Origin of the sequence: Halopseudomonas sabulinigri (genome assembly GCF_900105255.1) — a bacterium.
In the GTDB taxonomy this organism is placed as follows: domain Bacteria; phylum Pseudomonadota; class Gammaproteobacteria; order Pseudomonadales; family Pseudomonadaceae; genus Halopseudomonas; species Halopseudomonas sabulinigri.
This window is the reverse complement of record NZ_LT629763.1, coordinates 2,309,614-2,335,925: the sequence shown is the minus strand read 5'-3', so window position 1 is coordinate 2,335,925 and position 26,312 is coordinate 2,309,614. Positions and strand designations below refer to the sequence as shown.

At 62.2% G+C, this 26,312-nt stretch carries 23 protein-coding genes; 11 read left to right on the top strand and 12 right to left on the bottom strand.

All coding sequences use genetic code 11. The annotated features are described in order from the left end of the window. Positions 1 to 58: 58 nt before the first annotated feature. The 3 genes from BLU26_RS10455 (at position 59) to BLU26_RS18575 (ending at position 2,272) form a co-directional block, all read left to right on the top strand. Positions 59 to 718 (top strand): glutathione S-transferase family protein, encoded by a 660-nt coding sequence (locus BLU26_RS10455; protein ID WP_092288448.1) that lies wholly within the window; start codon positions 59 to 61, stop codon positions 716 to 718. A gap of 118 nt (positions 719 to 836) precedes the next feature. After that, positions 837 to 1,844 (top strand): adenosine deaminase, encoded by a 1,008-nt coding sequence (locus BLU26_RS10450; protein ID WP_092286407.1) that lies wholly within the window; start codon positions 837 to 839, stop codon positions 1,842 to 1,844. A 107-nt stretch (positions 1,845 to 1,951) separates the two neighbouring features. Next, entirely contained in the window at positions 1,952 to 2,272 is a 321-nt protein-coding gene (locus BLU26_RS18575) for a hypothetical protein (protein ID WP_157719349.1), read from the top strand. 424 nt (positions 2,273 to 2,696) lie between these two features. Here BLU26_RS18575 and BLU26_RS10445 read toward each other — a convergent pair whose 3' ends face one another. From BLU26_RS10445 to BLU26_RS10420, 6 genes are all read right to left on the bottom strand, one after another. Then, positions 2,697 to 4,604 (bottom strand): beta-ketoacyl synthase, encoded by a 1,908-nt coding sequence (locus tag BLU26_RS10445; RefSeq protein WP_092286405.1) that lies wholly within the window; start codon positions 4,602 to 4,604, stop codon positions 2,697 to 2,699. A gap of 214 nt (positions 4,605 to 4,818) precedes the next feature. Then, the gene (locus tag BLU26_RS10440; RefSeq protein ID WP_092286403.1) at positions 4,819 to 5,703 is read right to left on the bottom strand and encodes an alpha/beta hydrolase family esterase; all 885 of its coding nucleotides are present in this window, start codon (positions 5,701 to 5,703) and stop codon (positions 4,819 to 4,821) included. Positions 5,704 to 5,860: 157 nt separating this feature from the next. Beyond that, positions 5,861 to 6,604, bottom strand: coding sequence for a substrate-binding periplasmic protein (locus BLU26_RS10435; RefSeq protein WP_092286401.1), 744 nt, complete (start codon positions 6,602 to 6,604; stop codon positions 5,861 to 5,863). 83 nt (positions 6,605 to 6,687) lie between these two features. Next, entirely contained in the window at positions 6,688 to 7,056 is a 369-nt protein-coding gene (locus BLU26_RS10430; protein ID WP_092286399.1) for a cupin domain-containing protein, read from the bottom strand. A gap of 57 nt (positions 7,057 to 7,113) precedes the next feature. Further along, a complete protein-coding gene (locus tag BLU26_RS10425; protein WP_092286397.1) occupies positions 7,114 to 8,607 on the bottom strand; it encodes a CoA-acylating methylmalonate-semialdehyde dehydrogenase in 1,494 nt (497 codons plus the stop codon). Between the two features lie 62 nt (positions 8,608 to 8,669). Next, a complete protein-coding gene (locus BLU26_RS10420) occupies positions 8,670 to 10,001 on the bottom strand; it encodes an aspartate aminotransferase family protein (protein WP_407920351.1) in 1,332 nt (443 codons plus the stop codon). A 260-nt stretch (positions 10,002 to 10,261) separates the two neighbouring features. Here BLU26_RS10420 and BLU26_RS10415 point away from each other — a divergent pair, with 260 nt between their 5' ends. Beyond that, positions 10,262 to 11,761: an aldehyde dehydrogenase gene (locus BLU26_RS10415; protein ID WP_092286394.1), complete on the top strand. Its 1,500-nt coding sequence runs from the start codon at positions 10,262 to 10,264 to the stop codon at positions 11,759 to 11,761. 122 nt (positions 11,762 to 11,883) lie between these two features. Continuing rightward, a complete protein-coding gene (locus BLU26_RS10410; protein WP_092286392.1) occupies positions 11,884 to 13,053 on the top strand; it encodes an MFS transporter in 1,170 nt (389 codons plus the stop codon). Between the two features lie 122 nt (positions 13,054 to 13,175). On the opposite strand, the gene BLU26_RS10405 is transcribed toward BLU26_RS10410, so the two are convergent. Next, complete coding sequence (locus BLU26_RS10405) at positions 13,176 to 15,245, bottom strand: TonB-dependent receptor family protein (protein WP_092286390.1); 2,070 nt, start codon at positions 15,243 to 15,245, stop codon at positions 13,176 to 13,178. Between the two features lie 340 nt (positions 15,246 to 15,585). Between BLU26_RS10405 and BLU26_RS10400 the strand changes: the two genes are divergently transcribed. The 3 genes from BLU26_RS10400 (at position 15,586) to gabT (ending at position 19,061) form a co-directional block, all read left to right on the top strand. Beyond that, complete coding sequence (locus BLU26_RS10400; RefSeq protein ID WP_157719348.1) at positions 15,586 to 16,053, top strand: MarR family winged helix-turn-helix transcriptional regulator; 468 nt, start codon at positions 15,586 to 15,588, stop codon at positions 16,051 to 16,053. A 212-nt stretch (positions 16,054 to 16,265) separates the two neighbouring features. After that, positions 16,266 to 17,726 carry an NADP-dependent succinate-semialdehyde dehydrogenase gene (gabD, locus tag BLU26_RS10395; RefSeq protein WP_092286386.1) on the top strand — a complete coding sequence of 487 codons (1,461 nt, stop codon included), beginning with the start codon at positions 16,266 to 16,268 and terminating at the stop codon, positions 17,724 to 17,726. A gap of 60 nt (positions 17,727 to 17,786) precedes the next feature. Beyond that, the gene (gene gabT, locus BLU26_RS10390; RefSeq protein WP_092286384.1) at positions 17,787 to 19,061 is read left to right on the top strand and encodes a 4-aminobutyrate--2-oxoglutarate transaminase; all 1,275 of its coding nucleotides are present in this window, start codon (positions 17,787 to 17,789) and stop codon (positions 19,059 to 19,061) included. A gap of 24 nt (positions 19,062 to 19,085) precedes the next feature. On the opposite strand, the gene BLU26_RS10385 is transcribed toward gabT, so the two are convergent. Both BLU26_RS10385 and BLU26_RS10380 read right to left on the bottom strand, forming a co-directional pair. Further along, positions 19,086 to 20,414 (bottom strand): phospholipase D-like domain-containing protein, encoded by a 1,329-nt coding sequence (locus BLU26_RS10385; protein WP_231701926.1) that lies wholly within the window; start codon positions 20,412 to 20,414, stop codon positions 19,086 to 19,088. 210 nt (positions 20,415 to 20,624) lie between these two features. Continuing rightward, the gene (locus BLU26_RS10380; protein WP_092286380.1) at positions 20,625 to 20,990 is read right to left on the bottom strand and encodes a DUF805 domain-containing protein; all 366 of its coding nucleotides are present in this window, start codon (positions 20,988 to 20,990) and stop codon (positions 20,625 to 20,627) included. A gap of 220 nt (positions 20,991 to 21,210) precedes the next feature. Between BLU26_RS10380 and BLU26_RS10375 the strand changes: the two genes are divergently transcribed. The 3 genes from BLU26_RS10375 to BLU26_RS10365 are packed head-to-tail and all read left to right on the top strand — an operon-like array spanning position 21,211 to position 24,355. After that, positions 21,211 to 23,790: an intermembrane phospholipid transport protein YdbH family protein gene (locus BLU26_RS10375; RefSeq protein ID WP_157719347.1), complete on the top strand. Its 2,580-nt coding sequence runs from the start codon at positions 21,211 to 21,213 to the stop codon at positions 23,788 to 23,790. 2 nt (positions 23,791 to 23,792) lie between these two features. Next, positions 23,793 to 23,984, top strand: coding sequence for a YnbE family lipoprotein (locus BLU26_RS10370; protein ID WP_092286376.1), 192 nt, complete (start codon positions 23,793 to 23,795; stop codon positions 23,982 to 23,984). Positions 23,985 to 24,040: 56 nt separating this feature from the next. Next, the gene (locus tag BLU26_RS10365) at positions 24,041 to 24,355 is read left to right on the top strand and encodes a YdbL family protein (RefSeq protein WP_407920350.1); all 315 of its coding nucleotides are present in this window, start codon (positions 24,041 to 24,043) and stop codon (positions 24,353 to 24,355) included. Here BLU26_RS10365 and BLU26_RS10360 read toward each other — a convergent pair. From BLU26_RS10360 to BLU26_RS10350, 3 genes are all read right to left on the bottom strand, one after another. Further along, complete coding sequence (locus BLU26_RS10360) at positions 24,330 to 24,992, bottom strand: DUF3047 domain-containing protein (RefSeq protein ID WP_092286372.1); 663 nt, start codon at positions 24,990 to 24,992, stop codon at positions 24,330 to 24,332. The two genes, BLU26_RS10365 and BLU26_RS10360, sit on opposite strands and share 26 nt — an antisense overlap. Further along, positions 24,985 to 25,197 carry a hypothetical protein gene (locus BLU26_RS10355; RefSeq protein WP_092286370.1) on the bottom strand — a complete coding sequence of 71 codons (213 nt, stop codon included), beginning with the start codon at positions 25,195 to 25,197 and terminating at the stop codon, positions 24,985 to 24,987. The genes BLU26_RS10360 and BLU26_RS10355 overlap by 8 nt, the downstream gene beginning before the upstream one ends. A 116-nt stretch (positions 25,198 to 25,313) precedes the next feature. Then, positions 25,314 to 26,303, bottom strand: a complete 990-nt coding sequence (locus BLU26_RS10350; protein ID WP_092286368.1) for a lipase secretion chaperone — start codon at positions 26,301 to 26,303, stop codon at positions 25,314 to 25,316. Between the last annotated feature and the right edge of the window lie 9 nt (positions 26,304 to 26,312).

Sequence of the window (26,312 nt, the reverse complement as noted above, 5' to 3'; positions counted from 1 at the left end):
CAGGCAGCGTTACAAGAGTGCAGCATTTCACACCCGCAGGACAATGGAGAACAACAAGATGATCAAACTTCATGGCTTTGCCGTCAGCAACTACTTCAACATGGTCAAGCTGGCGCTGTTGGAAAAGGGCGTCGATTTTGAAATCAACACCGTGCACGGCAGCCAGGACGAAGCCTTTCTGGCCATCAGCCCGCGCGGCAAGGTGCCGGTGCTGGAGACCGACAAGGGCTTTCTCAACGAAACCAACGTGATCCTCGAGTACATCGAAGAAACCCAGGGTGGCAAGGCCCTACTGCCCAGCGATCCCTATGAGCGCGGTTACGTGCGTGCATTGACCAAGGAAATCGAGCTGTACATCGAGCTGCCGGCGCGCAGTTGCTATATGGAAGTCTTCTTCGGTGGCAAGGTCGACGACGCCGTGAAGGAGAAAGCCAAGGCAGACCTGCTGGCGGGTGTCGCCACACTCAAGCGCCACGCCAAGTTTGCGCCCTATGTGGCAGGTAGCGAGATGACCATCGCCGACCTGATGTTCCTGTTCAGCATCGATCTGGCCTCGGCGGTGGCGGGCAAGTTGTTCGGTATCGACCTGCTGGCCGACCTGCCGGAGGCCAAGGCGCTGCTGGCCGAGCTGGCTAAGAACGCCAATGTGCAGCAGGTCGAGGCCGACAAGAACGCCGAGATGGCAGCCTTTATTGCCGCTGCCAAGGCGCGCAAATAAGCCGCTGCCCTGGGCAAGCGCTGCTCTGCAGCGGCGCTTGCAGCTGTTTTGTCATGGACGTGGCGGGCGCACTCGCCTATCGTCGGCGCTATAGGCCTTGCCGATGAGGAACCCGCCCATGAGCTTTCCCGATAACGACTTTCTACGCCAGCTGCCCAAGGCCGAGTTGCACATGCACCTTGAGGGTAGTCTGGAGCCTGAGCTGCTGTTTCAAATGGCTGAGCGCAACGGCGTGGCGCTGCCCTATGCCAGCGTTGAGGCGCTGCGCGAGGCCTATCAGTTCAGCAACTTGCAGGACTTTCTTGATATCTATTACCAGGGCGCCGGGGTGCTGCAGACCGAGCAGGACTTTTACGACCTGACCTGGGCCTACCTTGAGCGCTGCGCCGCCGATGGCGTGGCGCACGTAGAGCCGTTTTTCGATCCGCAGACGCACACTGAGCGCGGCATCAGCATCGCGACCCAATTGACCGGCATCAGCCGCGCCCTGGCCGATGGTCAGGCAAAGCTGGCTATCAGCTCGCGGCTGATCCTCAGCTTTCTGCGTCACCTCAGCGAGGACGACGCCATTGCCACGCTGCAGGAGGCACTGCCGCTGCGTGAACATTTCGTCGCTGTGGGGCTCGACAGCTCAGAGCAGGGCAATCCGCCGGAGGGCTTTGTGCGCGTCTACGAGATGGCGCGTGCCGAGGGGCTGCGTGCGGTGGCTCACGCCGGCGAAGAAGGCCCGGCAGAGTACATCTGGCAGGCGCTGGATCTGTTGCAGGTCGAACGTATCGATCACGGCGTGCGCTGCGTTGAAGACCCGGTGCTGGTTGAGCGGCTGATTGCCGAGCAGACCCCGCTCACGGTTTGCCCGCTGTCCAATACCAAGCTGAAAGTCTTCGCCAAGATGCAGGATCACAACATACTGCAACTACTGGAACAGGGCGTGAAAGTCACTATCAACTCGGATGATCCGGCGTATTTTGGCGGTTATCTGCTGGCCAATTTCATTGCCGTTCGCGATGCGCTGAACATGACCCGCGAGCAAGCCGTTGCGCTGGCGCGCAATAGTATTACGGCGAGTATGTTGCCGGACGATGAAAAGGCGGGTTGGTTGGCGAAGCTGGATGAGGTGGCTTGAGAGCGTCGTTGGATACGCTGGATTGATTGGCTCATCAGCAGAGTAAGTTGGTGAACTAACTGGTCTTTAGCTTTTCGCGATCTGAGCACAACCTGTTTTGGAGAGCATTGTTAGATATCTTTGTCATTTTCGCGCATGCCTTTCGCCTCGCTGGCGAGTCACTTTTGTTTGCTTGGCCAAACAAAAGTAACCAAAAAAAAGGCCACCCCACCAAACTGGCCTGCGGCTTCTCTGCGTTGCTCGGATTTGAGCGCGCCTGCGGAACTCGGCGCTACGCAAGCTCCGCACCTCAAACAGTCCTCGGCTTAATCGCTCAAATCCTGCGCTACTCGACAGCTTGGAAGGGGGAGAAAGACTGGAGGTCGGCGTATTTTTCCGGCTTTGTTGTTTGGTTAGGTAGCGCAAAAACAAGAAACGACACGGGCTAACGCTCCCATCTGAGCGGGCGAGTAGCGCAGAGCTGCCGGGAAAAAGGTGCGTGCGGTGTCTGAGGTGCGAAGCGCCGAGTTTGTGAGCGGCCGGCCAGGTGCGCCCCGGCAGCTTGAGCAACGCAGCGAACCCGAAGGGCCGCGCCGCTGGGTGCCCTGGGGGATCGCCAAGGGGGCATGAGCAAGCATGCCCCCTTAGCTCGCCTAGAGGCGAAAGCGGTAACTAGCTAAACACAGTGGCTACTAACTAAATGTGCCTGCATCAGACCTAAGGGCGGAACGCTGAATCAAGTCAGACGACGCTGCTGAAGCCATGTCCGCCGAGCACTCAAGCGAACCTCGGTCTCGGTACGACGGAACTTGTGCCGACTACAAAAAAGCCCCAGCCGAAAACGGCCAGGGCTCCACTAGCGCCAACCAAACCTCAGTCCAGCATATCCTTGAACCGCTCATCCTTACGGAACGTCAGCTTCTTGCTGAACCCCGGAATACTGATGTGCGCATCACTGATCTCGATGCCCTGCTCATCAATCATTCCCTGGCCGAAGTTGTAGATGATATCCAGCTGTCCCAGGAGGGCGCGCGCGTCGTAGGCTGCGGCCTTGGCGCGGGTCTGTTCGCGGCGGGCGCTGTACTCGGCAAAGGCCTCTTCGCCGTAGCGCTTGGCGAGCATGCGCTCGACCACGCTGGGCGCCAGTACCAGGGCGCTGGCATTGTTGCCGCCAAAGCCCTTGGAGTTGATGAAAGCGACTTCCAGCGGCTTGCTGTGGCGGTCAACATCAGTGGTGCTGATCTGTAGATGTTGTTGGTGCACATCGTCGGCTACTGCATCGATAGTCTTGATGCCGGGGATGATCTGGTAACGGAAGCTGCCCAGAGTCGCTACCAACTGATCGGCGCTGGCGCTGGCCAGTGAGTGGCCGACGTACGCTTTGGCGGCGGCGACCGGCCAGTGGTTGATGCCGAAAGCGTCCGCCACGCGGTCGAGAATTTCGGACTCGGTGGTGCGGTTGGCCGGTGTGCTGGAGCCGTGCGCGTGCACAAAGCTGCGCTGCTGCACGGCTTCCGGACCGACGATCTGCATGGCGGCGTACACGGCCTTGGCCATGGTCAGGTAGTTGCCGGGGCCGGGCGCGGAGATGGATTTCTTGAAGCCGTCAGCGTTGATGAACACATCCGGTACGGCGCCGTGAATGTCGGCGCCCAACTGCATGGCGAGCTCATCGTCCATCAGCACGAAGAACTGACCGGACTCGGCCAGGGTAAAGCCGCAGTTGTGGCTGAACGGGCGGCTGGCGCGGCGGAAATCTACCTCGTCCTGGCCGCCAACCTGGCGCAGACCTTCTTCGGTGGCCAGTGCGCCCATGGCGCCGTAGCCCTCGATGCACTCCTGGGTGATCGGCGCTTCACCATTACCCACCAGCACCACGCGGGCGCGGCCGCTGGTGATCATGTCGCTGCCTTTCTGCAGGTTGTACAGGAAGCTGGCGCAGGCGCCGGTGATGGCGCCGGTGGTGCCCACGCTGCCGAGAATATAGGCATTGATGAAGTCGGCCGGCATGCTGTTCAGGCCCAGTGCCAGCTGTTTGGCACTGACCCGGCTGCCCTTGAGGCGCGACTGCATCAGGCCGCCAAAGCTGTTTTCATCCAGCTGGCTCATGGCGCTGCTGGCAAACACCGCCACCTCGTCGGGCTCTACGGCATCGGCGATGGTCTGCCAGTCGATACCCACCGAGCGCAAGGCGTCAGTCGCCGCGACTATGGTCAGCTGCAAGCCGCGAGGGTGAAAGCGTGAGGCGTAGAGTTCGCCGGGCTCCAGGCCACTGGGCAGCTGGCCGGCAGATTTGACCGCGAGAGCGCGATAGCTATCGACCTTGATATCGCAACCATCGTAAACGGTGACCATCACGTCGGTATCGTTCAATGCTTCTACCGCCCAGTCGCTGGGGAGCGGCTCAGGCAGTTGCTTGTTCAGGGTGATGAACGAGAAGGGCTTGCCGGCTTCGCCGGTGATGGTGAGGTTCTTTTGCCAGTGGGCGGCATCCACGTCCAGATAGCGCTTCTCGATACGGCGCACCAGGGTGCCATCAAGAATCTGCTGGCCAAAACGGCTTTCGATGTCGTCCAGGCTGAGTGGCTGATCGTCAGCGTCCAGGTAGTTGTCGTTCTCGACCTTTACCAGCTTCATTAACACGGCCAGGCCGGCGAGGGTTTGCTGGCGCTCGGCAGCAGGCAGCGATTCGATCACCATACGGCGGAAGCCATGATGGAATGAGCTTCGCCCGGCGGCGTTGTAGCCGCCGAATCCGACTATGACAGGTAAACGCGACATCTTGCTGGCTCCTCACACGGTCCGTTCGGGGCTGACGGCTATCGGCCCGGCCCTGGTCTGGGCTCTGCGCTCAGGCTGGACTGATTACGTAATTGGGTTTGTTTGAACGTACAGGGTGACGAGGAATGTAACTCGTTGGTCACGTTTAGACCAAGTTTGTTTGTGCAATCTTGCCAACTGGCGCTGCCCTCAGGTGAAGGCAGCGCCTGTGGGTTCAGGGTAGTTGGTGGGTCTTGAGGAAATCCCAGCTGGTCTGCGCATCCCAGGCGGAATGGCCGCCAAAACGCGCGGTACACAGGACGTTCTCGCTGCCGTCTTCGCAGCTGTTGCTGGCTGTGCAGTTGCGGCTCGGGCTGCTGGTGCCGGTGCTGCAGTTATTCAATGCTGCCCAGGTATTGAAACTGCCCTGCGCGCCCTGGAAGGTGATCTGTTGCAGCGGGTAGCTGGTGGGCGGCGTCGAAGGGCCGCCGCTGTAGGGCACAATGGGGTCGAGCCGGCCACGGTAGGCGAACACCGAAATGGGGCGCGAAGGCGCGCAGTTCATTTCCTCGATCATGTCGAAGGCCGCCGGCGCAACAGCGGCCACCAGGTCGGCGGCGCTGCAAGCCAGCTTGTAGGCCATGCCACCGCCGTTGGAGTAGCCGGTGGCGTACACGCGCTTCTGATCCACGCAGCTGCGTGCGACTACGTCGGCCACCATGGCGCGGGCGAAGGCAACGTCATCTACAGTGCGTGATTCGGTGCAGCAAGGGCCGAGGTTCCAAGCGTTGTCGATCCCCTGCGGGTAGGCGACGAGAAAGCCCTCATCTTGCGCGACCTCTCGGGTGCCTGAATTGTCGCGTTGATACTCGGCGGAGGTCAGCAGGGCGTGGAAGTCCAGCAGCAGCGGCACCTGAGCATTGCCGTTGTAGCTGGGAGGAGCGTACAGAATAAAATCGCGCTGCTGGCCGTTTACGTTAACCGATAGGTTGTGTTCACCCGCCTGCAAGGTTTGACCGCTGCAGGCCGCTGGTGGGTTTGTGGGTGGCTCCGGGGTACCGGGGTTGGTGGCAAAAGCGAGGCCAGGTAGTAACAGGCAGAGCAGTAGCAAGCGAGGCATGCGAATCTCCAGAAAGGCAGAGTAGAAAGGGTTATGAATGATCGTTCACTTTCCGAGACTGCTTACCTTTGATTGCTGTCGCAACGGCCGTTGCTGCGCGTTTGCGCACTGGAGCACACCCGGTGAACGGGACTCACACGTTTGGGCCGGGTTCAGCTCACTCAGACGGCAGCGTCAGCAGCCGTTGCAGGTCGCCGGTGCGGCGTTGCTTGCTGACGGCCTGATCCAGTCGATCGAGCAATTCGGGGTGGGGGTATTGGCGCGACAGATACCAGAACATGGCGATGTCACGAATGTGGTCTGCCTGAACCTGGTCGGGCGGTAGCTGTTTGAGATGGTCGAGCAGGGGCTCGGCGTAATCCAGCAGGTAATCGGCGCGGCCGTGCAGCAGCATTTGCAACGCCGCCTCATGGCTGTTGGCGTAGAGCTTTTGAGTGGCTGGCTGGTTTTCTGCCAGCTGCGCGTCGGCCGTGCCATAGCTATAGGCGCTGATCGCGATCACCCGTTTGCCGGCAAGATCCGCAAGGTTGTTGATGGCGGGTGTTCCGGGCGCGCGGTACACATTCAGGGACATCGTCAGCAGCGGTTCTTTGCCTTGACGGGCGAGACGGGACAGGCCCGGATTGCCCTCCGAGGCGATGGTCAGCGCCGCCTGTCCCTTGATCAGGCGCAGCCCGACGCGGTTGGGTGGCAGGTCCCTGACGCGGTAGGGTTGTTGCAGGTCGGCAAATAGCCGCTTGATCAGTTCGATTACCGGGCCCTCAGGCAGGCCATCCTGATCGATCCTAGTGTAGGGCGGAGCGCTGACGATAGCGATCTCGACCGGCGCATCCTGCGCCGGGGTGGTGCAGGGCAGCAGCAGCGCCAGAAACAGGCAAATACGACCCAGCGAGAACGGCATGGACAACTCCGGGGAAAACGGCCGCCAAAACTAGGGTTTGTTTGTGCTCCGGTCAAGCTTTGTGCTGCCAATGCCGATGAATATCAGTTGCTGCTGTGCGGCTCGAAGATGACGTACACCTTGCGCGTGGGCTGAACGGCTTCCCAGGTGCCGGTGAAACCGGCGGGAATCACAAAACGGTCGCCGGCGCGCAGGGTGCGGCTGCCGCCCAGGTCGTCGTGCAAAATGGACTCGCCGGCCAGAATCTCGCAGTACTCGTATTCGCTGTAGCTGACTTTCCATTGCCCCGGCTGGCACTCCCACACGCCGGCCGAGAACTGCTGATCGGGGCTGCTGTAATGGTTGCGCACGTTCTGCGCGGGGTCGCCCTTGATTACCTTGGCGGCGTCGGGGCGGTAGTGTTCGGCCGGGGTGTCGGCGCTGGCAAAATCGATGACGGTGTCGATGCTCATGATTGAAATTCCGTGGGGGCAAGCAAAAGCCCCGGCACAGTGGCCGGGGCGAGTGGTTTACTTCATGGTCGGCATGGCGAACTCGGCGCCGCTGCGAATCCCGGTGGGCCAGCGCGAGGTGATGGCCTTGCGCTTGGTGTAAAAACGCACGCCGTCCGGGCCGTGCATGTGCAGCGGGCCAAACAGCGAGCGCTTCCAGCCACCGAAGCTGTGGAAGGCCATGGGCACCGGAATCGGCACGTTGACGCCGACCATACCCACCTGAATCTCGTTGCAGAACTGGCGCGCGCAATCACCGTCGCGGGTGAAGATAGCGGTGCCATTGCCAAACTCGTGCGCGTTGATCAGTTTCACGGCACTGGCGTAGTCCGGCACCCGTACCACGCAAAGCACCGGGCCAAAAATCTCTTCCTGGTAGATCACCATGTCGCTGCTGACGTTGTCGAACAGGCAGCCGCCAATGAAGTAACCCTGCTCATGACCGTCGACCACAATGTCACGGCCATCGACCACCAGGGTCGCACCTTCGACCACACCCTGGTCAACATAGCCCTTGACCTTGTCCCGGTGCGCGGCAGAGACCAGCGGGCCCATCTCCATGCCGGCGTCCAGACCGTTGCCGATCTTCAGCTCCTTCACCTTGGGCGCAAGAGCGGCAATCAGCTTGTCGCCGACATCGCCCACGGCCACGGCAACCGAAATCGCCATGCAGCGCTCGCCGGCGCTACCGTAGGCGGCACCCATCAGGGCGTTGACCGTTTGCTCCAGGTCGGCGTCGGGCATCACCACCATATGGTTCTTGGCGCCGCCCAGTGCCTGCACGCGCTTGCCGTGTGCGCAGCCGGTGGCATAGATGTATTCGGCAATCGGCGTGGAGCCGACAAAACTCACCGCCTGCACATCTGGGTGGGTGAGCAGTACGTCGACTGCTTCCTTGTCACCGTTGACCACGTTGAACACGCCATCGGGCAGGCCTGCCTCGGTCAGCAGCTCAGCCAGGCGCAGCGGCACGCTCGGGTCCTTTTCGGAAGGCTTCATGATGAAGGTATTGCCGCAGGCGATGGCGATGGGGAACATCCACATGGGCACCATGGCCGGGAAGTTGAATGGCGCGATGCCGGCTACCACGCCGAGCGCCTGATTCAATGACCAGGCATCCACGCCGCCGCCGACCTGTTCGCTGTGCTCACCCTTGAGCAGGTGCGGAATGCCGCAGGCGAACTCGACTACTTCCAGGCCGCGGGTCAGTTCGCCCTTGGCATCGTCGAACACCTTGCCGTGCTCGCGGGTAATCAGCTCGGCCAGTTCATCGGCGTGGGCTTCCAGCAGTGCCTTGTACTTGAACAGCACGCGTGCGCGGTTCAGCGGCGTAGTCGCGGCCCAGGCGGGGAAGGCGGCCTTGGCGTGGGCGATCGCCTGCTCCACTTCGCTGGCGCTGGCCAGTGAGACTTCGCCGCGCTGCTGGCCGGTGGCCGGTTCAAAGGTGGCCTGAGTGCGAGCGCTGGCAGGGCTGCGTTGGCCGTTGATGTAGTGGGTCAGTTGCAATGTCATGGGATGTCACCAGAAGTCGATAATGAGGGCCCGGCGTGGTGCCGGGCCATGAAAGGGGTTACTCAGGCAGTCTGCTTGATGACCTTGCTGACGATGTCGATCAGTTGGTCCAGATCCTGTTTCTCGGCGATCAGTGGCGGCGACATGGCCAGAATGTCGCCGGTGCAGCGAATCATTGCGCCCTGCCAGAAGCAGCCGTCGAACACCTCGTAGCCACGCGCGCCGGGCGCGCCGTCGCGGCTGGCCAGATGAATCGCGCCGACCAGACCAGTGTTACGAATGTCGATCACATTGGGCAGGCCTTTCAGGCTGTGCAGCAGCTCGGCCCAGTAGCTTTCCAGCTCGGCGGCGCGGGTGAGCAGGCCGTCGCGGGCATAGATGTCGAGGGTCGCCAGTGCGGCGGCAGCGGCAACCGGGTGGCCGGAATAGGTGTAGCCGTGGAAGAACTCGATGGCGCCAGCCGGGCCTTGCATAAAGGCATCGTGAATCGCCTCGCTGACAAACACCGCGCCCATGGGGATGGCGCCGTTGGTCAGGCCCTTGGCGGTGGTAATGATGTCGGGCGTGACTTCCCAGCGCTGCGCAGCAAAGGGCGCACCGACGCGGCCATAACCAGTAATCACTTCATCGAAAATCAGCAGGATGCCGTGCTTGGCGGTGATCTCGCGCAGGCGCTTGAGATAACCCTGCGGCGGCAGGATGACGCCCGCCGAGCCGGACATCGGCTCGACAATCACCGCGGCAATGTTCTCCGCGCCATGCAGGGTCACCAGTGCTTCCAGCGCCTCGGCACGTTCAATACCAAACTGCGGCAGACCCTGGGTGAAGGCGTTGCGCTCCAGATCCAGGGTGTGCGGCAGGTGATCCACGCCCGGCAATAGGGCGCCAAACGCCTTGCGGTTGTTGACCATGCCACCAACCGAAATACCGCCAAAGCCGACGCCGTGATAGCCCAACTCGCGGCCAATCAGCCGGGTGCGAGTGCCTTGACCAATGGCGCGCTGATAGGCCAGCGCGATCTTCAGCGCGGTATCGACCGACTCCGAGCCCGAGTTGGTGAAGAACACGCGGTTGAGGCCGGCCGGTGATAGTTCGGTCAGGCGCTCGGCCAGCTGGAAGGGCAACGGATGGCCCATCTGGAAGGTCGGGGCAAAGTCCATGCTGCTGATTTGCTTGCTCACGGCTTCAGCGATTTCGCGGCGGCCGTGACCCGCGTTGCAACACCACAACCCGGAGGTGCCATCCATCACCTGACGGCCTTCCACGTCGGTGTAGAACATGCCTTCGGCGCTGGCCAGCAGGCGCGGGCGGGCCTTGAACTGGCGGTTGGCCGTGAAGGGCATCCAGAACGGATCCAGGCTGAGATCCTGCTGGGCGGGCGTGGGTTGTTGCATGCTGTTCATGTGACCTTCCTGGCGGGTGCCATTGAAACGGGTGAGTGCGGGCGGCCGTGGTGGCGCTGTGCATGGGTGTTTGCAGAGTCTATGTCAAAAATAACAAACGAAAAAGAGGGTTTTGCAAAGAAATTGGCTGTCAATTGCGGGGTGCTGTGTCAAATATATTGAATTTTTTTTGGCGTCTCATTACTGTGGCCGACATTGCCGTCCATTCAGTCGAATGCCCCGCCACGGGGCCGCCAAGCGAGGTTATTGTCATGTCTGCATCTATCAGCCGTCAGGATTGGGAGCAGCGCGCCGCTGCCCTGCAGATTCAGGGGCAGGCCTTTGTCGCCGGCCAGTACCAGAGTGCCGCCAGCGGCGAGACCTTTGACTGTGTTTCGCCAATTGATGGGCGCGTGTTGGCGCAGATCGCCAGCTGCGATCAGGCCGATGCCGAACAAGCCGTGGCCAACGCCCGTGCGGTATTTGATAGCGGCGTGTGGTCGCGCAGTGCACCGGCCAAGCGCAAGAAAGTCATGCAGCGCTTTGCCAACCTGCTTGAGCAGCATGCCGAGGAATTGGCCCTGCTGGAAACCCTGGACATGGGCAAGCCGATCAGCGACTCGCTGGCGGTCGATATTCCCGGTGCTGCCAACGCTATCCGCTGGTCGGCCGAGGCCATCGACAAGGTGTACGACGAGGTCGCTCCTACCGCACACGATGAGCTGGGTCTGATCACCCGCGAACCCGTGGGTGTGGTGGCCGCCATCGTGCCCTGGAATTTCCCACTGCTGATGGCCAGCTGGAAGCTGGGCCCGGCGCTGGCCACCGGTAACTCGGTGGTGCTCAAACCTTCGGAAAAATCGCCGTTGACCGCCATTCGCATTGCCGCGCTGGCGCTGGAAGCCGGCCTGCCGGCCGGTGTGCTGAATGTATTGCCGGGTTACGGTCATACCGTGGGCAAGGCACTGGCACTGCACATGGATGTGGATACCATCGTGTTTACCGGTTCCACCCGCGTGGCCAAGCAACTGATGATCTATGCCGGCGAGTCGAACATGAAGCGTGTGTGGCTGGAGGCCGGCGGTAAGAGCCCGAACGTGGTGTTTGCCGACGCGCCGGATCTGGACGCGGCCGCCGAGGCTGCCGCCAGCGCCATCGCCTTCAACCAGGGTGAGGTCTGCACCGCCGGCTCGCGTCTGCTGGTAGAAGCGTCGATCAAGGAGGTGTTTGTGGAGAAGGTCGCTGCCGCGCTCAAGGCCAGCTGGGCACCCGGCCATCCGCTGGACCCCAACACCGCGGTCGGCGCCCTAGTGGACACCACACAGATCGACACCGTGCTGCGCTACATCGAAGCGGGCCGTGAAGACGGCGCGCGCCTGGTGCTGGGCGGTAACCGCGTGATGCAGGACACCGGCGGCCTGTTTGTCGAGCCCACAGTATTTGCCGACGTAAACAACAGCATGCGCATTGCGCGTGAGGAAATCTTCGGGCCGGTGCTCTCGGTCATCAGCTTCAACGACTTTGACGAGGCCATGGCGATTGCCAACGACACTATCTACGGGCTGGCCGCTGCGGTGTGGACGGCAGACCTGTCCAAGGCGCACCGCGCCGCCAGAGCCTTGCGCGCGGGTAGCGTGTGGGTTAATCAGTATGACGGTGGCGACATGACCGCGCCCTTTGGTGGCTTCAAGCAGTCGGGCAATGGTCGTGACAAGTCGCTGCACGCCTTCGACAAGTACACCGAACTGAAGTCGACCTGGATCAAGCTCTGATCCAGCTACCGGCTCGCTAGCTACGAGCCGGCAAGCAGCAAGCCAGGACGTCGATCAGCCGCGCACCGGTGCGCGGCTGATTGCCGTTTGTTCGTCTCGGGCGTTCTCTCACGGATTCACGTATGAACTGGAAGGCCTACAGCATCGTCACCGCGGCGGTGGTTATCGTCGGTCTGGCGCTGGGCGTGACCCTGCCGCTGGTCTCATTGCGCCTGCACGACTGGGGTTACAGCACTTTTGCCATCGGTATCATGGCGGGCATGCCGGCGGTGGGCATCGTGCTGGGCTCCAAACTCAGCGGCCGCATGGCGGGGCGCTGGGGTTCGGAAAACACCCTACGTTTGGTCATGGCCGGCAGCGCGGTGTCGGTGGCGATGCTGGCCATCTGGCCGAGCTATCCGGTCTGGCTGTTGCTGCGACTGGTGCTGGGTATTTCGCTGACCGTCACCTTTATCATCGGCGAGAGTTGGATCAACCAGTTGGTGCCAGACCGCCTGCGCGGCCGACTGGTGGCCGTGTATGGCAGCGCCTTTGCCCTCAGTCAGTTGTGCGGGCCGCTGCTGTTGGGCCTGATCGGCACTCTGGATGACCGTGGCTTCTGGCTGGCCACCGGCCTGTTGATTACCGGCGTGGTCATGCTGTTTTGCGTGAACGGCGCCCCGGTGGTCGATCCGGCCGCGGCGGCAGGGCGCGGCCTGCGTCAGTTCATCCGCACTATGCCGGCCATCGCCTGGGCCATGGTGCTGTTTGCCGGCTTTGAAACCATGACGCTGACGCTGCTGCCGGTGTACCTGATACGCGAGGGCTTTGCCCAGCAGCTGGCGCTGATCATGGTCAGCACCGTGGTGGTCGGCGATGCCGTGCTGCAGGTGCCTATCGGCTGGCTGGCAGACAAGTTTTCACGTACCGCGCTGTTCAAATGCTGCGGCGTGATACTGCTGCTGAGCAGTCTGGCCATGCCGCTGGTGCTGCACACAGTGCTGATCTGGCCGGTGCTGGTGCTGTTTGGCTCCAGTGCAGGTGGGCTGTATACCCTATCGATTATTCTGGTGGGGCAGCGTTTTCGCGACGATGCCCTGGTGCGCGCCAACGCCCATATCGCCATGCTCTGGGGGTTGGGTTGTCTGCTCGGACCGGTGGCGACTGGCGCCGCCAGTGAATGGCTCAATACCCATGCGCTGCCGATGATGATGGCCATTGCGGCGCTGATATTTGTGCTCCTGGCTTGGCGCAGAGGCGCCTTTGCTGCGGTGGCTGTGCCGGCGGCAGAGTCAGTCGTCACCCAGCCCTGATCAGAAAGCCCACGACTTGAATCTCTGCCTGGGAAGGTTTAGCTCCTTCTCAGCCACGGGGTTATTGTCGAGCACGCAGGCCGGGATCGGCCCCGGCCTTTCCACAAAGTTCGACCCTTAACCTAGCGCCATTGGTACTGCACGCCAATGCCTACCAGCCAGTTACGCTCGGGTGCGGGTTCGTAATAGCGAGCGCCTGCGCCATTGACGATCAACGAGCCGATGTATTCCTTGTTGGTCAGGTTGTCCAGACGCGCAAAGGGCTCCAGTGCCCAGTCGCCCAGTTCATGCCGGTAGCCTGCGCGGCAGTTGAACGCCGCATAGCCCGGTGCTGTGGCTTGATTATCGTCAGTCGCGTAGCGCTTGCTCAGGCTTTGTGCCTCCAGTGCGGTGCTGAAACCGCCATCCGGCTGCCAGGCAAGCTCGGCGTAGAGGCTGTGACGCGGCACGCCCGGCAGGTAGTTGCCGGAAAAGTCGTCGCCGTTGCCATCGCTGTATTGGTCGAATTTGGCATCCAGATAGGTATAAGCCAGGTAAGCATTAAGGTCCCAGGGCAGACGCTGTTCCAGCGCCAACTCAAGACCGCGGCGGGTCGATTTGCCGGCGTTGGCGTAGGTTGAGCGGTCCGTAGTGGCCTGCTCTACGCCAGTGACGATCTCGTCGTTCACGCGGGTGTAGAAGAGCGCAGCATCAACGCGGGTATCACCTTCACGCAGTTTAAAACCGATTTCAGTATTGACCGACTCGCTGGGCTGCAGCGCAAAGTTCAGCCCGCTGCCGGTTGGGCGATAGGCGAGTTCCTGAAAGGTCGGCGTTTCAAAGCCCTGCCCGGCGGCGGCGTAGAGGGTGAGGGCCGGGCTCCACTGGTAGCTGATGCCCAGCGCAGGGGTGGTCTGCCGATAATCGGCGCTGCCGCTGTCGTCGCTGCCGTCGCTGAGAAAATCATCTTCGGACTCGAACTCTACACGGCTGTGGCGCACGCCCGCGGTCAGGCTCCATTGATCAGTCAGCGCCCAGGTGCTGATCAGATAGGCCTCTTTGCTATCCACGCGGTTGAACTCGTCGCGCTTGAGGTCGCCTTTGCGGCCCAGGTTATTGACGAAGCCCTTGCGGCCTTCGCCCTGATAGCCATAGGTAAGGCCAGCGGCCAGTTCGATCGGCACGTTGAGCAGCTGCGTGTCGCGTAGCCAGCCAATCTCACCGCCGCCGAAGCGGCGATCCAGTTCGATTACCCCGCCGCCGGCAAAGGGATCGTCGCCGGTGAAAGCCAGATACTGCTGCACGTAACGTTCGCCGCCATACACCAATAGCGTCAGCTGGTCATTGTTGGCGAGCGTACGCTGGTAGTTAACGCCGGCCTGATTGTGGCGCACTGTCTTGCGGGTGTTGTATTGCTCGGCGCGCGCCACCGCTTGCTCGCGGTCCTCGTGCAATGCGGCGGCCGAGAGTCCGAGCGGGTCCTGGGTTTCTGGTTGGTCCAGGCTGTTGAGCAAGAGCGTCAGCGTGGACGCGTCGTCGATATCCCAGTCCAGCCGCAGGTTCGCCAGGTCGCGCTGGGCCTGGCTGTGGTCGCGGTAGCCGTCGGTTTCCAGGCGTGAAATATTGGAGCTGATGCCAAGGTCGCCGTGCTGGCCGCCGTATTTGAGACGTGAGCGCCACAGTCCGTCGCTGCCGACGGCGCTGCGGTTATCCAGTGTCGGGTTCAGCGGAGCGGGAGCGCTGTAGCCCTGAATGATGCCGCCGGAGGCGTTGCCGTAAAGTGCGCTGAGTGGGCCGCGCAATACATCGATGTACTGCATGCCGTCGAGGTCGAACAGCGCAGGCTGGCCCTGGCCGTCCGGCATGGTCAGGGGAATGCCGTCCTGAGTCAGGCGCACGCCGCGCACGCCGAACTGTGCCCGGGCACCAAAGCCGCGCGCGGATATCTGCACATCCTGGGCGTAGTTTTGCCGGTTCAGCGCCAATACGCCGGGTACGCGTTGCAACGACTCCGAGAGGTTGGCGCCCAGGCTGAAAGGGCTGATCGCGTTGCTGTCTACGTGGCTGCTGGCAGAGGGAAGGGCGTCGGCAGCAGTGGCTGGATTGCTGCCCAGAATAGTTTGCGTGGGCAGCTTGATGCTGCTCTCGGCGGCCAGTGCCGGGCCGGCGAGGGCGAGCAATAATGTGGTGGTGACGCGAGGGATCTGGGTCATGGTGCCTGGCTTGTTGTTGTAGCTGGAGTCGGCCTTCTGCCCGGCAGTCTAGCAGTGCGGCGGCACCGGCAGAAGGCGTGGTTGCCGCCGGCCGCCGGGGGCGGTGCAATCCCCGAGCACACGCCAGGAAATAGCCAGGCGCCGGCTTTTGCCTGAAATTTACTTTGAAGTAAAAATAAAAATCATGTAATACTTGCCGTATTGAGATGTTAGTTGTGTGTAATTTGCCGTCGGTAAAGGCCTGCAAGTGAGTCGCATAAAAAGCATCTAGTTATTACTGTAATATTTAGACTTTATGGCAAAATGCCGGCTGATTTTTCGCGCTGGCCCGGAGTTGTATATGCACATGATGCACGACCTATATCTGGCACTGCGCCGCCTGCAGCGCGCCAGCGAGATTCACGCCAAGCGCTTGGGCCGTCACAGTGGCCTGACGCCAATTCAGCTGCTGATTTTGCACAGCATCAAGGCGATGGGCGAAAGCACCCTGGGCGACCTTGCCAAGCAGGTTAGCGTATCTCAGGCCACCCTGAGCACCATCATCGATCGTCTGGAAAACCGCGAGTTGTTGCAGCGCATTCGCAGCAAGAGTGACAAGCGCAAGGTTCATCTGGCGCTGAGCGACAAGGGCGCGGCGGTGATTCAGGCGGAGCCGGCCTTGTTGCCATCGGCCTTTCTTGATCGTTTCGGCAAGCTGGCCGACTGGGAGCAACTGATGCTGCTGGCCAGTCTGCAGCGGGTCGCGGGTTTGCTGGAAGAAGGGCAGACAACGCCAGCCGAACTCTTTGAAGGCGAAACAGCTGCCTGATTTCACCACCTGACCCGCATTGCTGCGGGTCAGGTGGGCTCGACTGTATTAGGCCGCTCTGTCAGGCCGCCAGATCCCATTTCCATCCAAGGTTTTTCTCGTTCGGGGTATTGCCTGAATGCGGCGCTGCGAATAGCATGTTTGAAATTTCAAACGCTGTTGTTTTAAATGCGTTACGCCTGCTCAGGTCTGCTTTTACGAGGATTCGCTAGATGGAACTTCACTGCCCCGAACTTTTTCGCCAACAAGCCTTTGTTGACGGCCACTGGTGTGAGGCCGACAGCGGCGCGCGCACCGAGATATTCAATCCGGCCAATGGCGAACGACTGGGCAGCGTGCCCAATATGGGCGCAGCGGAAACCCGTCGGGCCATCGAGGCTGCTCAGCAGGCGCAACAGGCCTGGCGCCAGCGCACGGCCAAGGAGCGCGGTCAGGTGCTACGCAAGTGGTTCGACCTGATGCTGCAGCACCAGGAAGACCTGGCCCGTATCATGACGGCCGAGCAGGGCAAGCCGCTGGCCGAGGCCCGTGGCGAAGTAGGCTACGCGGCCTCTTTTCTGGAGTGGTTTGCCGAAGAAGCCAAGCGCGTCTATGGCGATGTGATTCCCGGCCACCAGCCTGACAAACGTATCCTGGTGCAGAAGGAGCCGGTTGGCGTGACCGCCGCCATCACGCCGTGGAACTTCCCCGCTGCGATGATCACTCGCAAGGCCGGCCCGGCGCTGGCCGCTGGCTGCGCCATGGTACTCAAGCCGGCACCGCAAACCCCTTTTTCCGCGTTGGCGCTGGCGCTGCTGGCCGAGCAGGCCGGCCTGCCGGCAGGGCTGTTCAGCGTGATCACCGCCGATGTGGATGCCTCGCGTGCTGTCGGCGGCGAGCTGTGCAGCAACCCCATTGTGCGCAAGCTGTCCTTCACCGGTTCGACCGGGGTGGGCATCAAGCTGATGGAGCAGTGCGCGCCCAGCTTGAAAAAGCTGTCGCTGGAGCTCGGCGGCAACGCGCCTTTTATCGTCTTTGACGATGCCGATCTGGACGCCGCCGTTGAAGGCGCGATGATCTCCAAATATCGCAACGCCGGGCAGACCTGCGTGTGTGCCAACCGCATCTACGTGCAGGACTCGGTCTACGACGCCTTTGCCGAAAAGCTCGCTGCCGCCGTGAGCCAACTGAACGTGGGCGACGGCAGCGCAGCGGGCGTTACCACCGGCCCACTGATCGACGGCAACGCCGTGGCCAAGGTGCAGCGTCACCTGGCCGATGCTACCGCCAAGGGGGCACAGGTGCTGGCCGGCGGCAAGGCGCACGCGCTGGGCGGCAACTTCTTTGAGCCAACCATCCTGACCAACGTCGACAGCAGCATGCTGGTGGCGCGTGAAGAAACCTTTGGTCCGCTGGCGCCGCTGTTCCGCTTCACCGATGAGGCCGATGTGGTACGTCAAGCCAACGATACCGAATTCGGCCTGGCGGCCTACTTTTATGCGCGCGATCTGAGCCGGGTGTTCCGCGTGGCTGAGCGGCTGGAATACGGCATGGTCGGCATCAATACCGGGCTGATCTCGACCGAGGTGGCGCCCTTTGGCGGCATGAAGTCATCGGGCCTGGGCCGTGAAGGTTCCAAGTACGGTATTGAAGAGTATGTCGAGATCAAATATCTCTGTCTGGGCGGTATCTGACGCCCGGTTTCTGGCGTGTTTACCGGAGCGGCTGCTCCCTATTTCAAGCGCGAGGCAGTTATGAGCAAGAGCAATGAATCCCTGATGCAGCGGCGTAACGCGGCAGTCGCCCGTGGCGTCAGCCAGATCCACCCGCTGGTGGTACAGCGTGCCGAGAACGCGACCGTCTGGGATGTCGAGGGGCGCCAGTACATCGACTTTGCCGGCGGTATCGCGGTGCTCAACACCGGTCATCGCCACCCGAAAATCATGGACGCGGTAAAGCGCCAGATGGAGCTGTTTACCCACACCTGTTTTCAGGTGCTGGCCTACGAGCCCTACATTGAACTGTGCGAAAAGCTCAACCAACTGGTGCCGGGCGATTTCGCCAAGAAAACCCTGCTGGTCACCACTGGATCGGAAGCGCTGGAGAACGCGGTGAAGATTGCCCGTGCAGCCACCGGGCGTGCGGGGGTAATCGCTTTCACCGGCGCTTATCACGGCCGCACCATGATGACCCTCTCGATGACCGGCAAGGTGGCGCCCTATTCCGCGGGTATGGGCTTGATGCCGGGCGGCGTGTACCGCGCGCAGTTCCCGTGCCCCTTGCACGGCGTGAGCGACGAGGATGCCATTGCCAGCATCGAACGCATCTTCAAGAACGATGCCCAGCCGCAGGATATCGCAGCCATTGTCATTGAGCCGGTGCAGGGCGAGGGCGGCTTCTACGTGGCCAGCCCGGCCTTTATGGCCAAGCTGCGCGAGCTGTGCGATCTGCACGGTATTTTGCTGGTGGCCGATGAAGTGCAGACCGGCGCCGGGCGTACCGGCAGCTTTTTTGCCATGGAGCAGATGGGCGTGGCGGCGGACCTGACGACCTTCGCCAAATCCATTGCCGGCGGCTTTCCGGTGGCGGGTGTCTGCGGGCGTGCCGAGGTGATGGATGCCATTGCCCCCGGTGGGCTGGGCGGTACCTATGCAGGTAGTCCGTTGGCCTGCGCCGCGGCGCTGGCGGTGCTTGAGGTATTCGAGGAGGAGAACCTGCTCGCACGTAGCCGCACCCTGGGCGAGCTGATCGGCGGGCGCTTGCGTGAAATTGCGGTGAACGACAAGCGCATCGGCGATGTGCGCGGGCTGGGCGCGATGGTGGCCTGTGAGCTGTTTACCGCAGAAGGCCATCCGCACGCGGAGTTGACTGCGCAGGTGGTCGCCAAGGCACGCGCCAAGGGCCTGATCCTGTTGTCCTGCGGCCAGTACGGCAACGTCATCCGCATTCTGGTGCCGCTGACCGCGACCGACCTGGAAGTGCAGGCCGGTATGGACATCATCGCCGAGTGCTTTGCCGAGCTGGCTTAGCCGCTGCTGCCGGCGGTCTGTCTGTCAGAAGGTAGACAGGCCGCTGGCTTCCATAAAGCGGTAAAGTCCGTAGCGCCAGTAGCTGTGATCGGCGAACGCGCTGTAGGGCAGGCTATGGGTCGCGCCGCCCTGGTTGTGCCAGGCCTGCTCAAACTCCGCACGCATTGCCTGTATCTCGGGATTATCGGGTTGTGTGATCAGGCGCACGCTGGTTTCCATGTTCAGATCGTGCAGGTTGCGACGAGTGAAATTGGCCGAGCCGCTGATCACTTCGGTGGTGCCCTGTGCGCGTTCCAGTCTTATCCATTTCCGATGGCACTGCTCTCCCTCGGTGGCGCACCAGCGCACCTCAATCCCCTGCTCGTGCAGATCCCAGGCGGCTTGCCGATTGGGAATGCCGTTCTTCTCGCGGCCAAAGGCGTCGCGATTGGGGTCGAGAATCGCGCGGATGATCACGCCCCGCTGCTGGGCCTCGAGCAGTGCATCTATTACCGGGCGTGAGGCCAGGTAAAACATTTCCATGTCCAGCTGATCGCCAGCTTGCGCCGAGGCCAACAGCTCAAGCAGTGCGCGTTCTATTGCGCCCTCGGTGAGTACCTGAATCTGCGGCAGGCTGGCCGCCTCATGGTTGGCTGGCGCTGTGGGCCAGTCAGCGGCAGCGGCGTAACCGGACAGTTGCGCTGCGGCGCGCTCGGTTTGCAGCAAGTCCAACGCTGCAGGCCCACTGAATACGATGGCACTGTTGTGATGTTTGCTGCTGGCGTCATGCGGGTTGGCGGAGGTGACCAGGCCGCGCCAGTCATCGCCATAGTCGACGATCAAGGTCTTGCGGTGGTTGGCGCGGAAGTTGGCCAGGTGCAGATAGGTGCGCAGGGTCACCTTGCCCTCACCGACCGGGTTGGGCAGCCAGCCGCCTTCGGTGCTGTTGCCGAGATAACCGCAGCACAGCCGCCAGATACCGCTCCAGGCCGGGTTGGAGGCGGGCAGCTGGTTGACGTCGGTCAGCACCACCTCCACGCCCGCTGTGCGCAGTTGCTCCAACTCTGGCGCTCGCACGCCACCGTAGAGTGTATTGAAGGGGTCGGTGATCAACACGACCGGCATCCCGGGCTGGCGCTGCTTGGCGTCGACCAGTCTCTGCGTCAACTGCTGCGAGAGTGGGCGGAAGCTGTCTTTGCCGGCAAAGCGATTGAACAGGAACATGTCGACCACCACCAGTTTCTGCGCCTGATCAATCAGCGCAAAGGCGGCGTCGAATATCGCCTGGTCGATCTGCTCCTCGCCCTGCGCATTCTGGTAGGTCTGGTCCGTCAGTATGCGCAGTTGCTCTGCAGGGCGCAGCGGAGCGCTCACGGAGAGCCCATCGGGCATGCTTTGACAGGAGCTGAGAAGGCCACTGATGGTGACCGCAACGACTAGCAGGAGGGTAGCGCGGCGTAACACTGAACGGGTTTGAGGCATGGGAAGAGTCGGCGGTGGCTGCAAAGACCCACAGCCTGACGCCTGACTCGATGCAAGGCAAGGGTGCAGGTCAGGGCATGCCGCGACATGCCCTGCTCAGGTTCAGGCAGTAACCGGAGCGGCCGCCTCTCCCTTGGGGTTGGGGCCATAGGCGTTAGCCTGGGCCTCACCTTCGATGCACATGAAGATCAGATAGATGATAGAGCCGATCACGGGTACCAGAGAGATTAATACCCACCAGCCGCTGCGACCGGTGTCGTGAAAGCGCCGTACTGCCACTGCGAGCGAGGGCAGAAAGGTCGCCAGCACGTAGAGGGGCGCCAGTATCTGCAGGCCCAGGGTGTAATCCACGGCGCCCAGTACGATCAGCGCGATGAGATTGAAGAGGATAAAGAACCAGTATTCGCTGCGGCGGGCGCGGCCCTGGAAAACAGCGTACTTTTTCAGAACATCCAGATACCAATGCATAAGGTGCGTATTCCTTGTTGTTTATTGTTATTGGCTCACGCCGGGTCAGGGCTTGCTCCTGCAGGAGGGGCACTCGATCCTGGCTGTGATTCCTTTCCGGTGTCGACCAGGTTGGCCGCTTTACCGCGACCGATTATAGGTCGCAGACGGACTGGCGGGTCAACCTCGACAACCCTGCTGCGTGCTAACCTGTGACCGGCTACGGGTTATGAGGGCGAGCATGCGCAAGACGCTTGGCGGGTTGATTACGGTTCTGCTGCTGGCGGCGCTAGGTTTCGCAGCATCCTTCTGGTGGGCGCAGCGTGCGCTGACGCAAGCCGGCGTGCAGCAGGTGCAATGGCAGGATATCGGCTGGCAAGCGGGCGGCCTGACGCTGGATCGGCTGTCGTTCCTGCTGCCGGCGGCGCAGGTTGATTTGCAGCAGCTGCGCCTGGTGCCCGGTTGGCGCAATGGGCCGCGGCTGCGCGTGTTTGAGGTCGGGCAGGCAGCGCTGCGCTTTGCTGCGATCGAGGAGAATGACGGCGACAGCGGTATGCAGGCCGCCAGCCTGACCGCACCGCAGCTATGGCAAAGCATTGTGGACTGGCTGCCGGACCGGGTTTCGATTGCGCAGTTGCAGGCGCAGCTGCCCTGCCGTAGTGGCAGCTGTGTGCTGGCAGGCTCGCTGCAGGCCAGTCGTGCTGCGGCCGACCCTGCTGCGGACACGCCGGTGGTGGCCCGCGCAGAGCTGACGCTGCAGGCAGCGCAGCAACATTTTCTGCTGAGGCAAGAGGTACAGGCTGGCAGCCACCAGCTGAGTTTGCGGAGCGAATTGCTGCTGGATGGTCAGCCGGCCGCTGAGCTGGCGTCGCATTGGCGTGGCCTCAACCAGTGGCAGGGGAGCCTCACGGTGCCCGACTGGCCGCAGACCGAAGGGCTTTATGAGTACCTGGGCAGCTGGTTTTCACTGGGCACATTGCCGATCGCGAGCTTGCCGCCGGGTGCGCAGCTGGCGGTTGACTGGGATCTAAATACGGCGCAGCCCCCGCAGCAGTGGGCTGATTGGCTCGCCGGTGAAGCTGCCGTGAATGCACAGATCGCGCTGCCGCAAGCCTGGCCGATTGCCGAGCTGGGCAGCCTCGCAGGCGAGCTGCAATTGCAGTTGCGCGGTCAACAGGGCCGCTGGCAGCTACTGCAGGGCGGCGCGCAGCTACGGCTGACCGAGTCGCAGTTGCCGGCCCTGGCCGGGTTGCCGGGCGACCTGCAAGTGCAGCAGATTCAACTGCACATTACCCCGGCAGCCAGCACTGCGCTGAGCAAGGGCGATGCCTTGCCATTCGGCGCCGAGCTGCGCGTGCAGGGCGCCAATGGCCTGTCAGGCCAGCTCAAGGGCGATCTGGCGCTGCGTCTGGCGCAGGACTGGCAGTTGCAGTTGATCGATACGCAGTTGGCGTTGCAACTGGGCAGTTGGCGAGATCAGGGCATCACACTGCGCGAGCTGCAACTGAGCACCGCGCTGCGCGGTCAGTTGGACGCTCAGGGCGTTACGCTACAGGCGAGCAAGCCCGGGCAACTGCAGTGGTCGCGCCTGCAACTCGATGCCGCCGAGCTGAGGCTCGGTAGCGCCAACCTCAATCTGCAAGGCCTGACCTATGAGCAGCAATGGCAGGACGCGGCCAGTTTGCGCGTCGGCAGCCAGCTTGGCGGCGCTGTTGCCGCAGTCACCCATCCGCAGCTGCAAACCCAGCGCTGGACGCTGGACGGCCGCTGGGACTATACCGAAGGCGCGTTGCAATGGGATGGCAAGCTGGGCAATGCCGCCGAACTGGCGCTGGATATCCGCTTTACGCTGCCTGCGGCGCAGCCCTGGCGCGCTACTGTCGGTGTGCCGCCCCTGTTCTTTCGCGCGGGCAACCCCTTGGCTGGCACCCTGGCTAGCTGGCCAGCGCTATTGAGCCTGTCCAGCGGGCAACTGAGCGGCGAGGTTCAGGTGACCGGCGGGCAGCAGCTCGGGCTGAGTGGCGATGTCACGCTTGCCGGGGTGAAGGGCATCTATGACCGCAGCGCCTTCAGCGGGTTGTCCGCGCCGCTCAAGCTTGGCCTGCACAACAATGTGCTGCAGTTGGGCAGCAGTGATCTCCAGTTGGAGACGCTGAACCCCGGTCTGGCCATGGGGCCATTGCGCGCGGCGGCGAGTTATCAGGCCTCTCTGGACCAGATGGCGCAAGGCCGGCTGCAGTTGGATCGGGCGCAGCTCAAGCTGCTGGGCGGGCAAATCAGCGCCGCGCCGGTGAAGCTCGACTTCGCCGCCGCCGAACAACGCATGACCCTCGAATTGAGCGGGCTGGAACTGGGCACCCTGTTCGAAGTCTACCCCACAGAGGGCTTGAGCGGTCGTGGCACACTGGACGGCCGCTTGCCAGTGATGCTGCGCGACGGCGAGCTGATGATCGATGAGGGCGCCGTGGCGGCGCGGGAGCCGGGTGGCGTGCTGCGTTATCAGTCCGACAAGCTGCAGCGTCTGGCGCAGAGCAACAGCGGCATGCGCGAACTGGCCGGGGCGCTGGAGAACTTTCACTATACTGTGCTCAGCAGTCAGGTGGACTACGCCGAGGACGGTACGCTGCAACTGGGTTTGCGCTTGCAGGGCAGCAACCCGAATTTTCAGCAGGGGCGGCAGGTTAATCTCAACGTAAACCTGCAGGAGAACATTCCCGCCCTGTTGACCAGTCTGCAGCTGAGCAGTCAGGTCAGCGACATCATTCAGCAACGGGTACAGCAGCGCCTGCTTGAGCAGCGCCTGCAACCCAACAAGGAGTAGCTATGCACTGGCGAGGGTTGTTGATGGGGGCAGCGGGCCTGCTGCTGGCGGCGTGCGCCGGGCCGACGGTGCAGCTGGCGGCGCCGAACGAGCCGATCAATATCAACCTGAATGTGAAGATCGAACACGAGATCTACATCAAGGTGGATAAGCAATTGGATGAAATCTTCAACGAATCCAGCGGGCTGTTTTGAGCGCGCGTGCAACAAGGATAATGGCAATGGGCAAGAAAACAGTTTTCACCTTCTGCATGCTGATGTTGCTGGGCAGCGGCGCGGCCTGGGCCTTGAGTCTGAACGAGGCGATGAGCGCCTTGCCAGCGGCCAAGGAGGCCGGCCAGCTGGGTGAACAACCCAATGGCTACCTGGGTGTGGTCAAGGCTGGCGGCAATGCGGCCGAGGTTGCGCGGCAAATCAATGCGGCGCGCAAGGAAGAATACCAGCGCGTGGCCAAGAGTAACGGCATCGCGCTCGGTGATGTGGAAACCATCGCCGGCCAGAAGGCGATCGATCGTACCCCGAGCGGCCAGTACATTCAGGTTAGCGGGAGCTGGGTGCGGAAGTAGCCGCAGAGGTAACCGGCAACCACTCGATGGCGCCGTACCAGCCGGTCACCGGCTGGCGGGCGTTGTCGCAGTCAGTCATCAGTGCGATACCGTCAATCTGCTGCAGGTCTTCTCCGTGCAGCGCCAGGAAGTCCTCCCGCACATTGCGTCGCTCGCTGACCAACTCACCGACGTGCGCAGGTGCACCACTGCGCACCGCCAGCATCTGCGCGTTGCCGGTGAACGCATTGGGCCAGTGGCTGCCTTCAGGCTGGCTGCTGGACCAGACGTAGTTCACTGCCAGGGTGCGCCACGGCAGCAGGCCGCCATCCTTGACCACGTAAACCCGCACCGGATAATCGTCCCCGGTCTTGCTGGCTTCATCGATATTGGCATACACCCCACTGACCGCCCACGACCAGCTGAGGATGGGGGTTTCGCGCAGATCAATCGGTTGCTCAATGTACAGTGCGCTGGCTTCGCCGCCGAGGCATTGCGCTTTCAGCCTACTGCCATCGAGTTGGTAACGGGTCGCTTCAGCAAAGCGTTTGACCTGCCAGTTGAGCATGTCCTTGGCCGAGTAAGTCGGCGCGGCTTGGCTGGTCACTGGTATCAGCAAGCTGCAGCAGATCAGCCAGAGGCGGCCAGAGCTAGTCATCGGCGGACGGTGCTGCAGGCTCAACCGGCTCACCCTTGGCTGCCTGTTCGGCCTTGTAGCGCTCCCAGTCCTCCCAGTCGTGCGGCGTTCCGGCATGCGGCCGGCTGGGGTGCAGAGCGCGTTCCAGAGCCTGGCCCCGCAGGCTGGTGTCCTTGTCGTCTTCCTGGTCCAGACCGTGTTTCTTGAGAAATTCATCGGCACGCATACGGTTGCCCTCTCGTTGCCATCTCGTTGCCCTCTCGTTGCCATCTGGCGGACGAGTGAGTTACCAGTATGGCAGCCAGCCCCGCCTTGCGGTCAAGAACCGGCCAGCGCTATGCCTCAGCGCTTGCTCTGGCTGGCGATGCGCAGTTGTTCATTGGCGGCGAAGCGTTCCTGCAGCAGAGCGTCGATTGCCGCCTGCTTGTCCTGCTCGGCCAGGCCCGGCTGCTGCAGGATGGCGTCGCGCTCGCGGTTGAAGTCGCTGACGCGCTGCTGCCACTCGGCGCGTTGCTGGTCCAGCGCCTCAAGCCTGGCGGTGGCCTCGGGGCCCACCAGATTGAGCCTCAGGTCGCGTATCTGCTGCGGCGCAGCGTTGTGTTCCTGCAGTGCCAGCGTTTCGCGGCGCAGGTCCTGATGCAGTTGCGGTACCAGCAACTCCTGCATCTCTGCTGGCAGGCTTTCTCGCAGTGCCTCTACCGCGGCGGCGCGCTGATCGGCATCCAGATCAGGGTTGCGGTTGATGGTCAGGCGCTCAAGGGTAAAGCGGTTGTAGACCTCTTCGCCGGCGAAGAAGGCTTGATGCACCGCAGGGTCGAACAGGCTGGCGCGCAGTCGTTGTACTGCCTCTTCGCGCGCCCAGAGTGCGTCCAGATCGTCGAGTACCGGGAACGCCTGCTCCAGCTCAGCGACCGCCTGCAGGTAGCCAAGGTAATGCTCGAAAATGGTCAATGCCTGCGCTCTGGCAGGCTCATCCAGCTGCTGGTTGAGCTGCTGGCGTATCCGTTGCTGCGCCTGTGCGGGGGTCTCCTCACCATTGGCGCTCAGGTAGTAGTCAAACAGGTGGCGCAGTTGATCATTGATCAGCAGGTTGCCATCGGCGTCTACCTGCAGGCGGCCGTCAACCTCGGTGCCGCGCAGCGAGGACGGCAGCGGTGGTGTCGCGGTGTGCGTAGCGGTCAAGGCGGTTGGCGGGGGCAGCGCTGTAGCGGGAGCCTGATGCTTGCTGCTGGTCAGCGCCGGTGCGTTGGCAGGCGGCGTTGATTCGGGCAGTAATTGCCAGCCCAGCAGCAGGGCGCCGGCAACCAAGGGCAGGTAAACGAGGTATTTCATAGGCAACTC

Bases quoted from the DNA above. Each gene is read 5' to 3' on its own strand.
- BLU26_RS10455 (WP_092288448.1), top strand. From the start codon at position 59: ATGATCAAACTTCATGGCTTTGCCGTCAGCAACTACTTCAACATGGTC.
- BLU26_RS10450 (WP_092286407.1), top strand. From the start codon at position 837: ATGAGCTTTCCCGATAACGACTTTCTACGCCAGCTGCCCAAGGCCGAG.
- BLU26_RS10445 (WP_092286405.1), bottom strand. From the start codon at position 4,604: ATGTCGCGTTTACCTGTCATAGTCGGATTCGGCGGCTACAACGCCGCC.
- BLU26_RS10440 (WP_092286403.1), bottom strand. From the start codon at position 5,703: ATGCCTCGCTTGCTACTGCTCTGCCTGTTACTACCTGGCCTCGCTTTT.
- BLU26_RS10435 (WP_092286401.1), bottom strand. From the start codon at position 6,604: ATGCCGTTCTCGCTGGGTCGTATTTGCCTGTTTCTGGCGCTGCTGCTG.
- BLU26_RS10430 (WP_092286399.1), bottom strand. From the start codon at position 7,056: ATGAGCATCGACACCGTCATCGATTTTGCCAGCGCCGACACCCCGGCC.
- BLU26_RS10425 (WP_092286397.1), bottom strand. From the start codon at position 8,607: ATGACATTGCAACTGACCCACTACATCAACGGCCAACGCAGCCCTGCC.
- BLU26_RS10420 (WP_407920351.1), bottom strand. From the start codon at position 10,001: ATGCAACAACCCACGCCCGCCCAGCAGGATCTCAGCCTGGATCCGTTC.
- BLU26_RS10415 (WP_092286394.1), top strand. From the start codon at position 10,262: ATGTCTGCATCTATCAGCCGTCAGGATTGGGAGCAGCGCGCCGCTGCC.
- BLU26_RS10410 (WP_092286392.1), top strand. From the start codon at position 11,884: ATGAACTGGAAGGCCTACAGCATCGTCACCGCGGCGGTGGTTATCGTC.
- BLU26_RS10405 (WP_092286390.1), bottom strand. From the start codon at position 15,245: ATGACCCAGATCCCTCGCGTCACCACCACATTATTGCTCGCCCTCGCC.
- BLU26_RS10400 (WP_157719348.1), top strand. From the start codon at position 15,586: ATGCACATGATGCACGACCTATATCTGGCACTGCGCCGCCTGCAGCGC.
- gabD (WP_092286386.1), top strand. From the start codon at position 16,266: ATGGAACTTCACTGCCCCGAACTTTTTCGCCAACAAGCCTTTGTTGAC.
- gabT (WP_092286384.1), top strand. From the start codon at position 17,787: ATGAGCAAGAGCAATGAATCCCTGATGCAGCGGCGTAACGCGGCAGTC.
- BLU26_RS10380 (WP_092286380.1), bottom strand. From the start codon at position 20,990: ATGCATTGGTATCTGGATGTTCTGAAAAAGTACGCTGTTTTCCAGGGC.
- BLU26_RS10375 (WP_157719347.1), top strand. From the start codon at position 21,211: ATGCGCAAGACGCTTGGCGGGTTGATTACGGTTCTGCTGCTGGCGGCG.
- BLU26_RS10370 (WP_092286376.1), top strand. From the start codon at position 23,793: ATGCACTGGCGAGGGTTGTTGATGGGGGCAGCGGGCCTGCTGCTGGCG.
- BLU26_RS10365 (WP_407920350.1), top strand. From the start codon at position 24,041: ATGCTGATGTTGCTGGGCAGCGGCGCGGCCTGGGCCTTGAGTCTGAAC.
- BLU26_RS10360 (WP_092286372.1), bottom strand. From the start codon at position 24,992: ATGACTAGCTCTGGCCGCCTCTGGCTGATCTGCTGCAGCTTGCTGATA.
- BLU26_RS10355 (WP_092286370.1), bottom strand. From the start codon at position 25,197: ATGCGTGCCGATGAATTTCTCAAGAAACACGGTCTGGACCAGGAAGAC.
- BLU26_RS10350 (WP_092286368.1), bottom strand. From the start codon at position 26,303: ATGAAATACCTCGTTTACCTGCCCTTGGTTGCCGGCGCCCTGCTGCTG.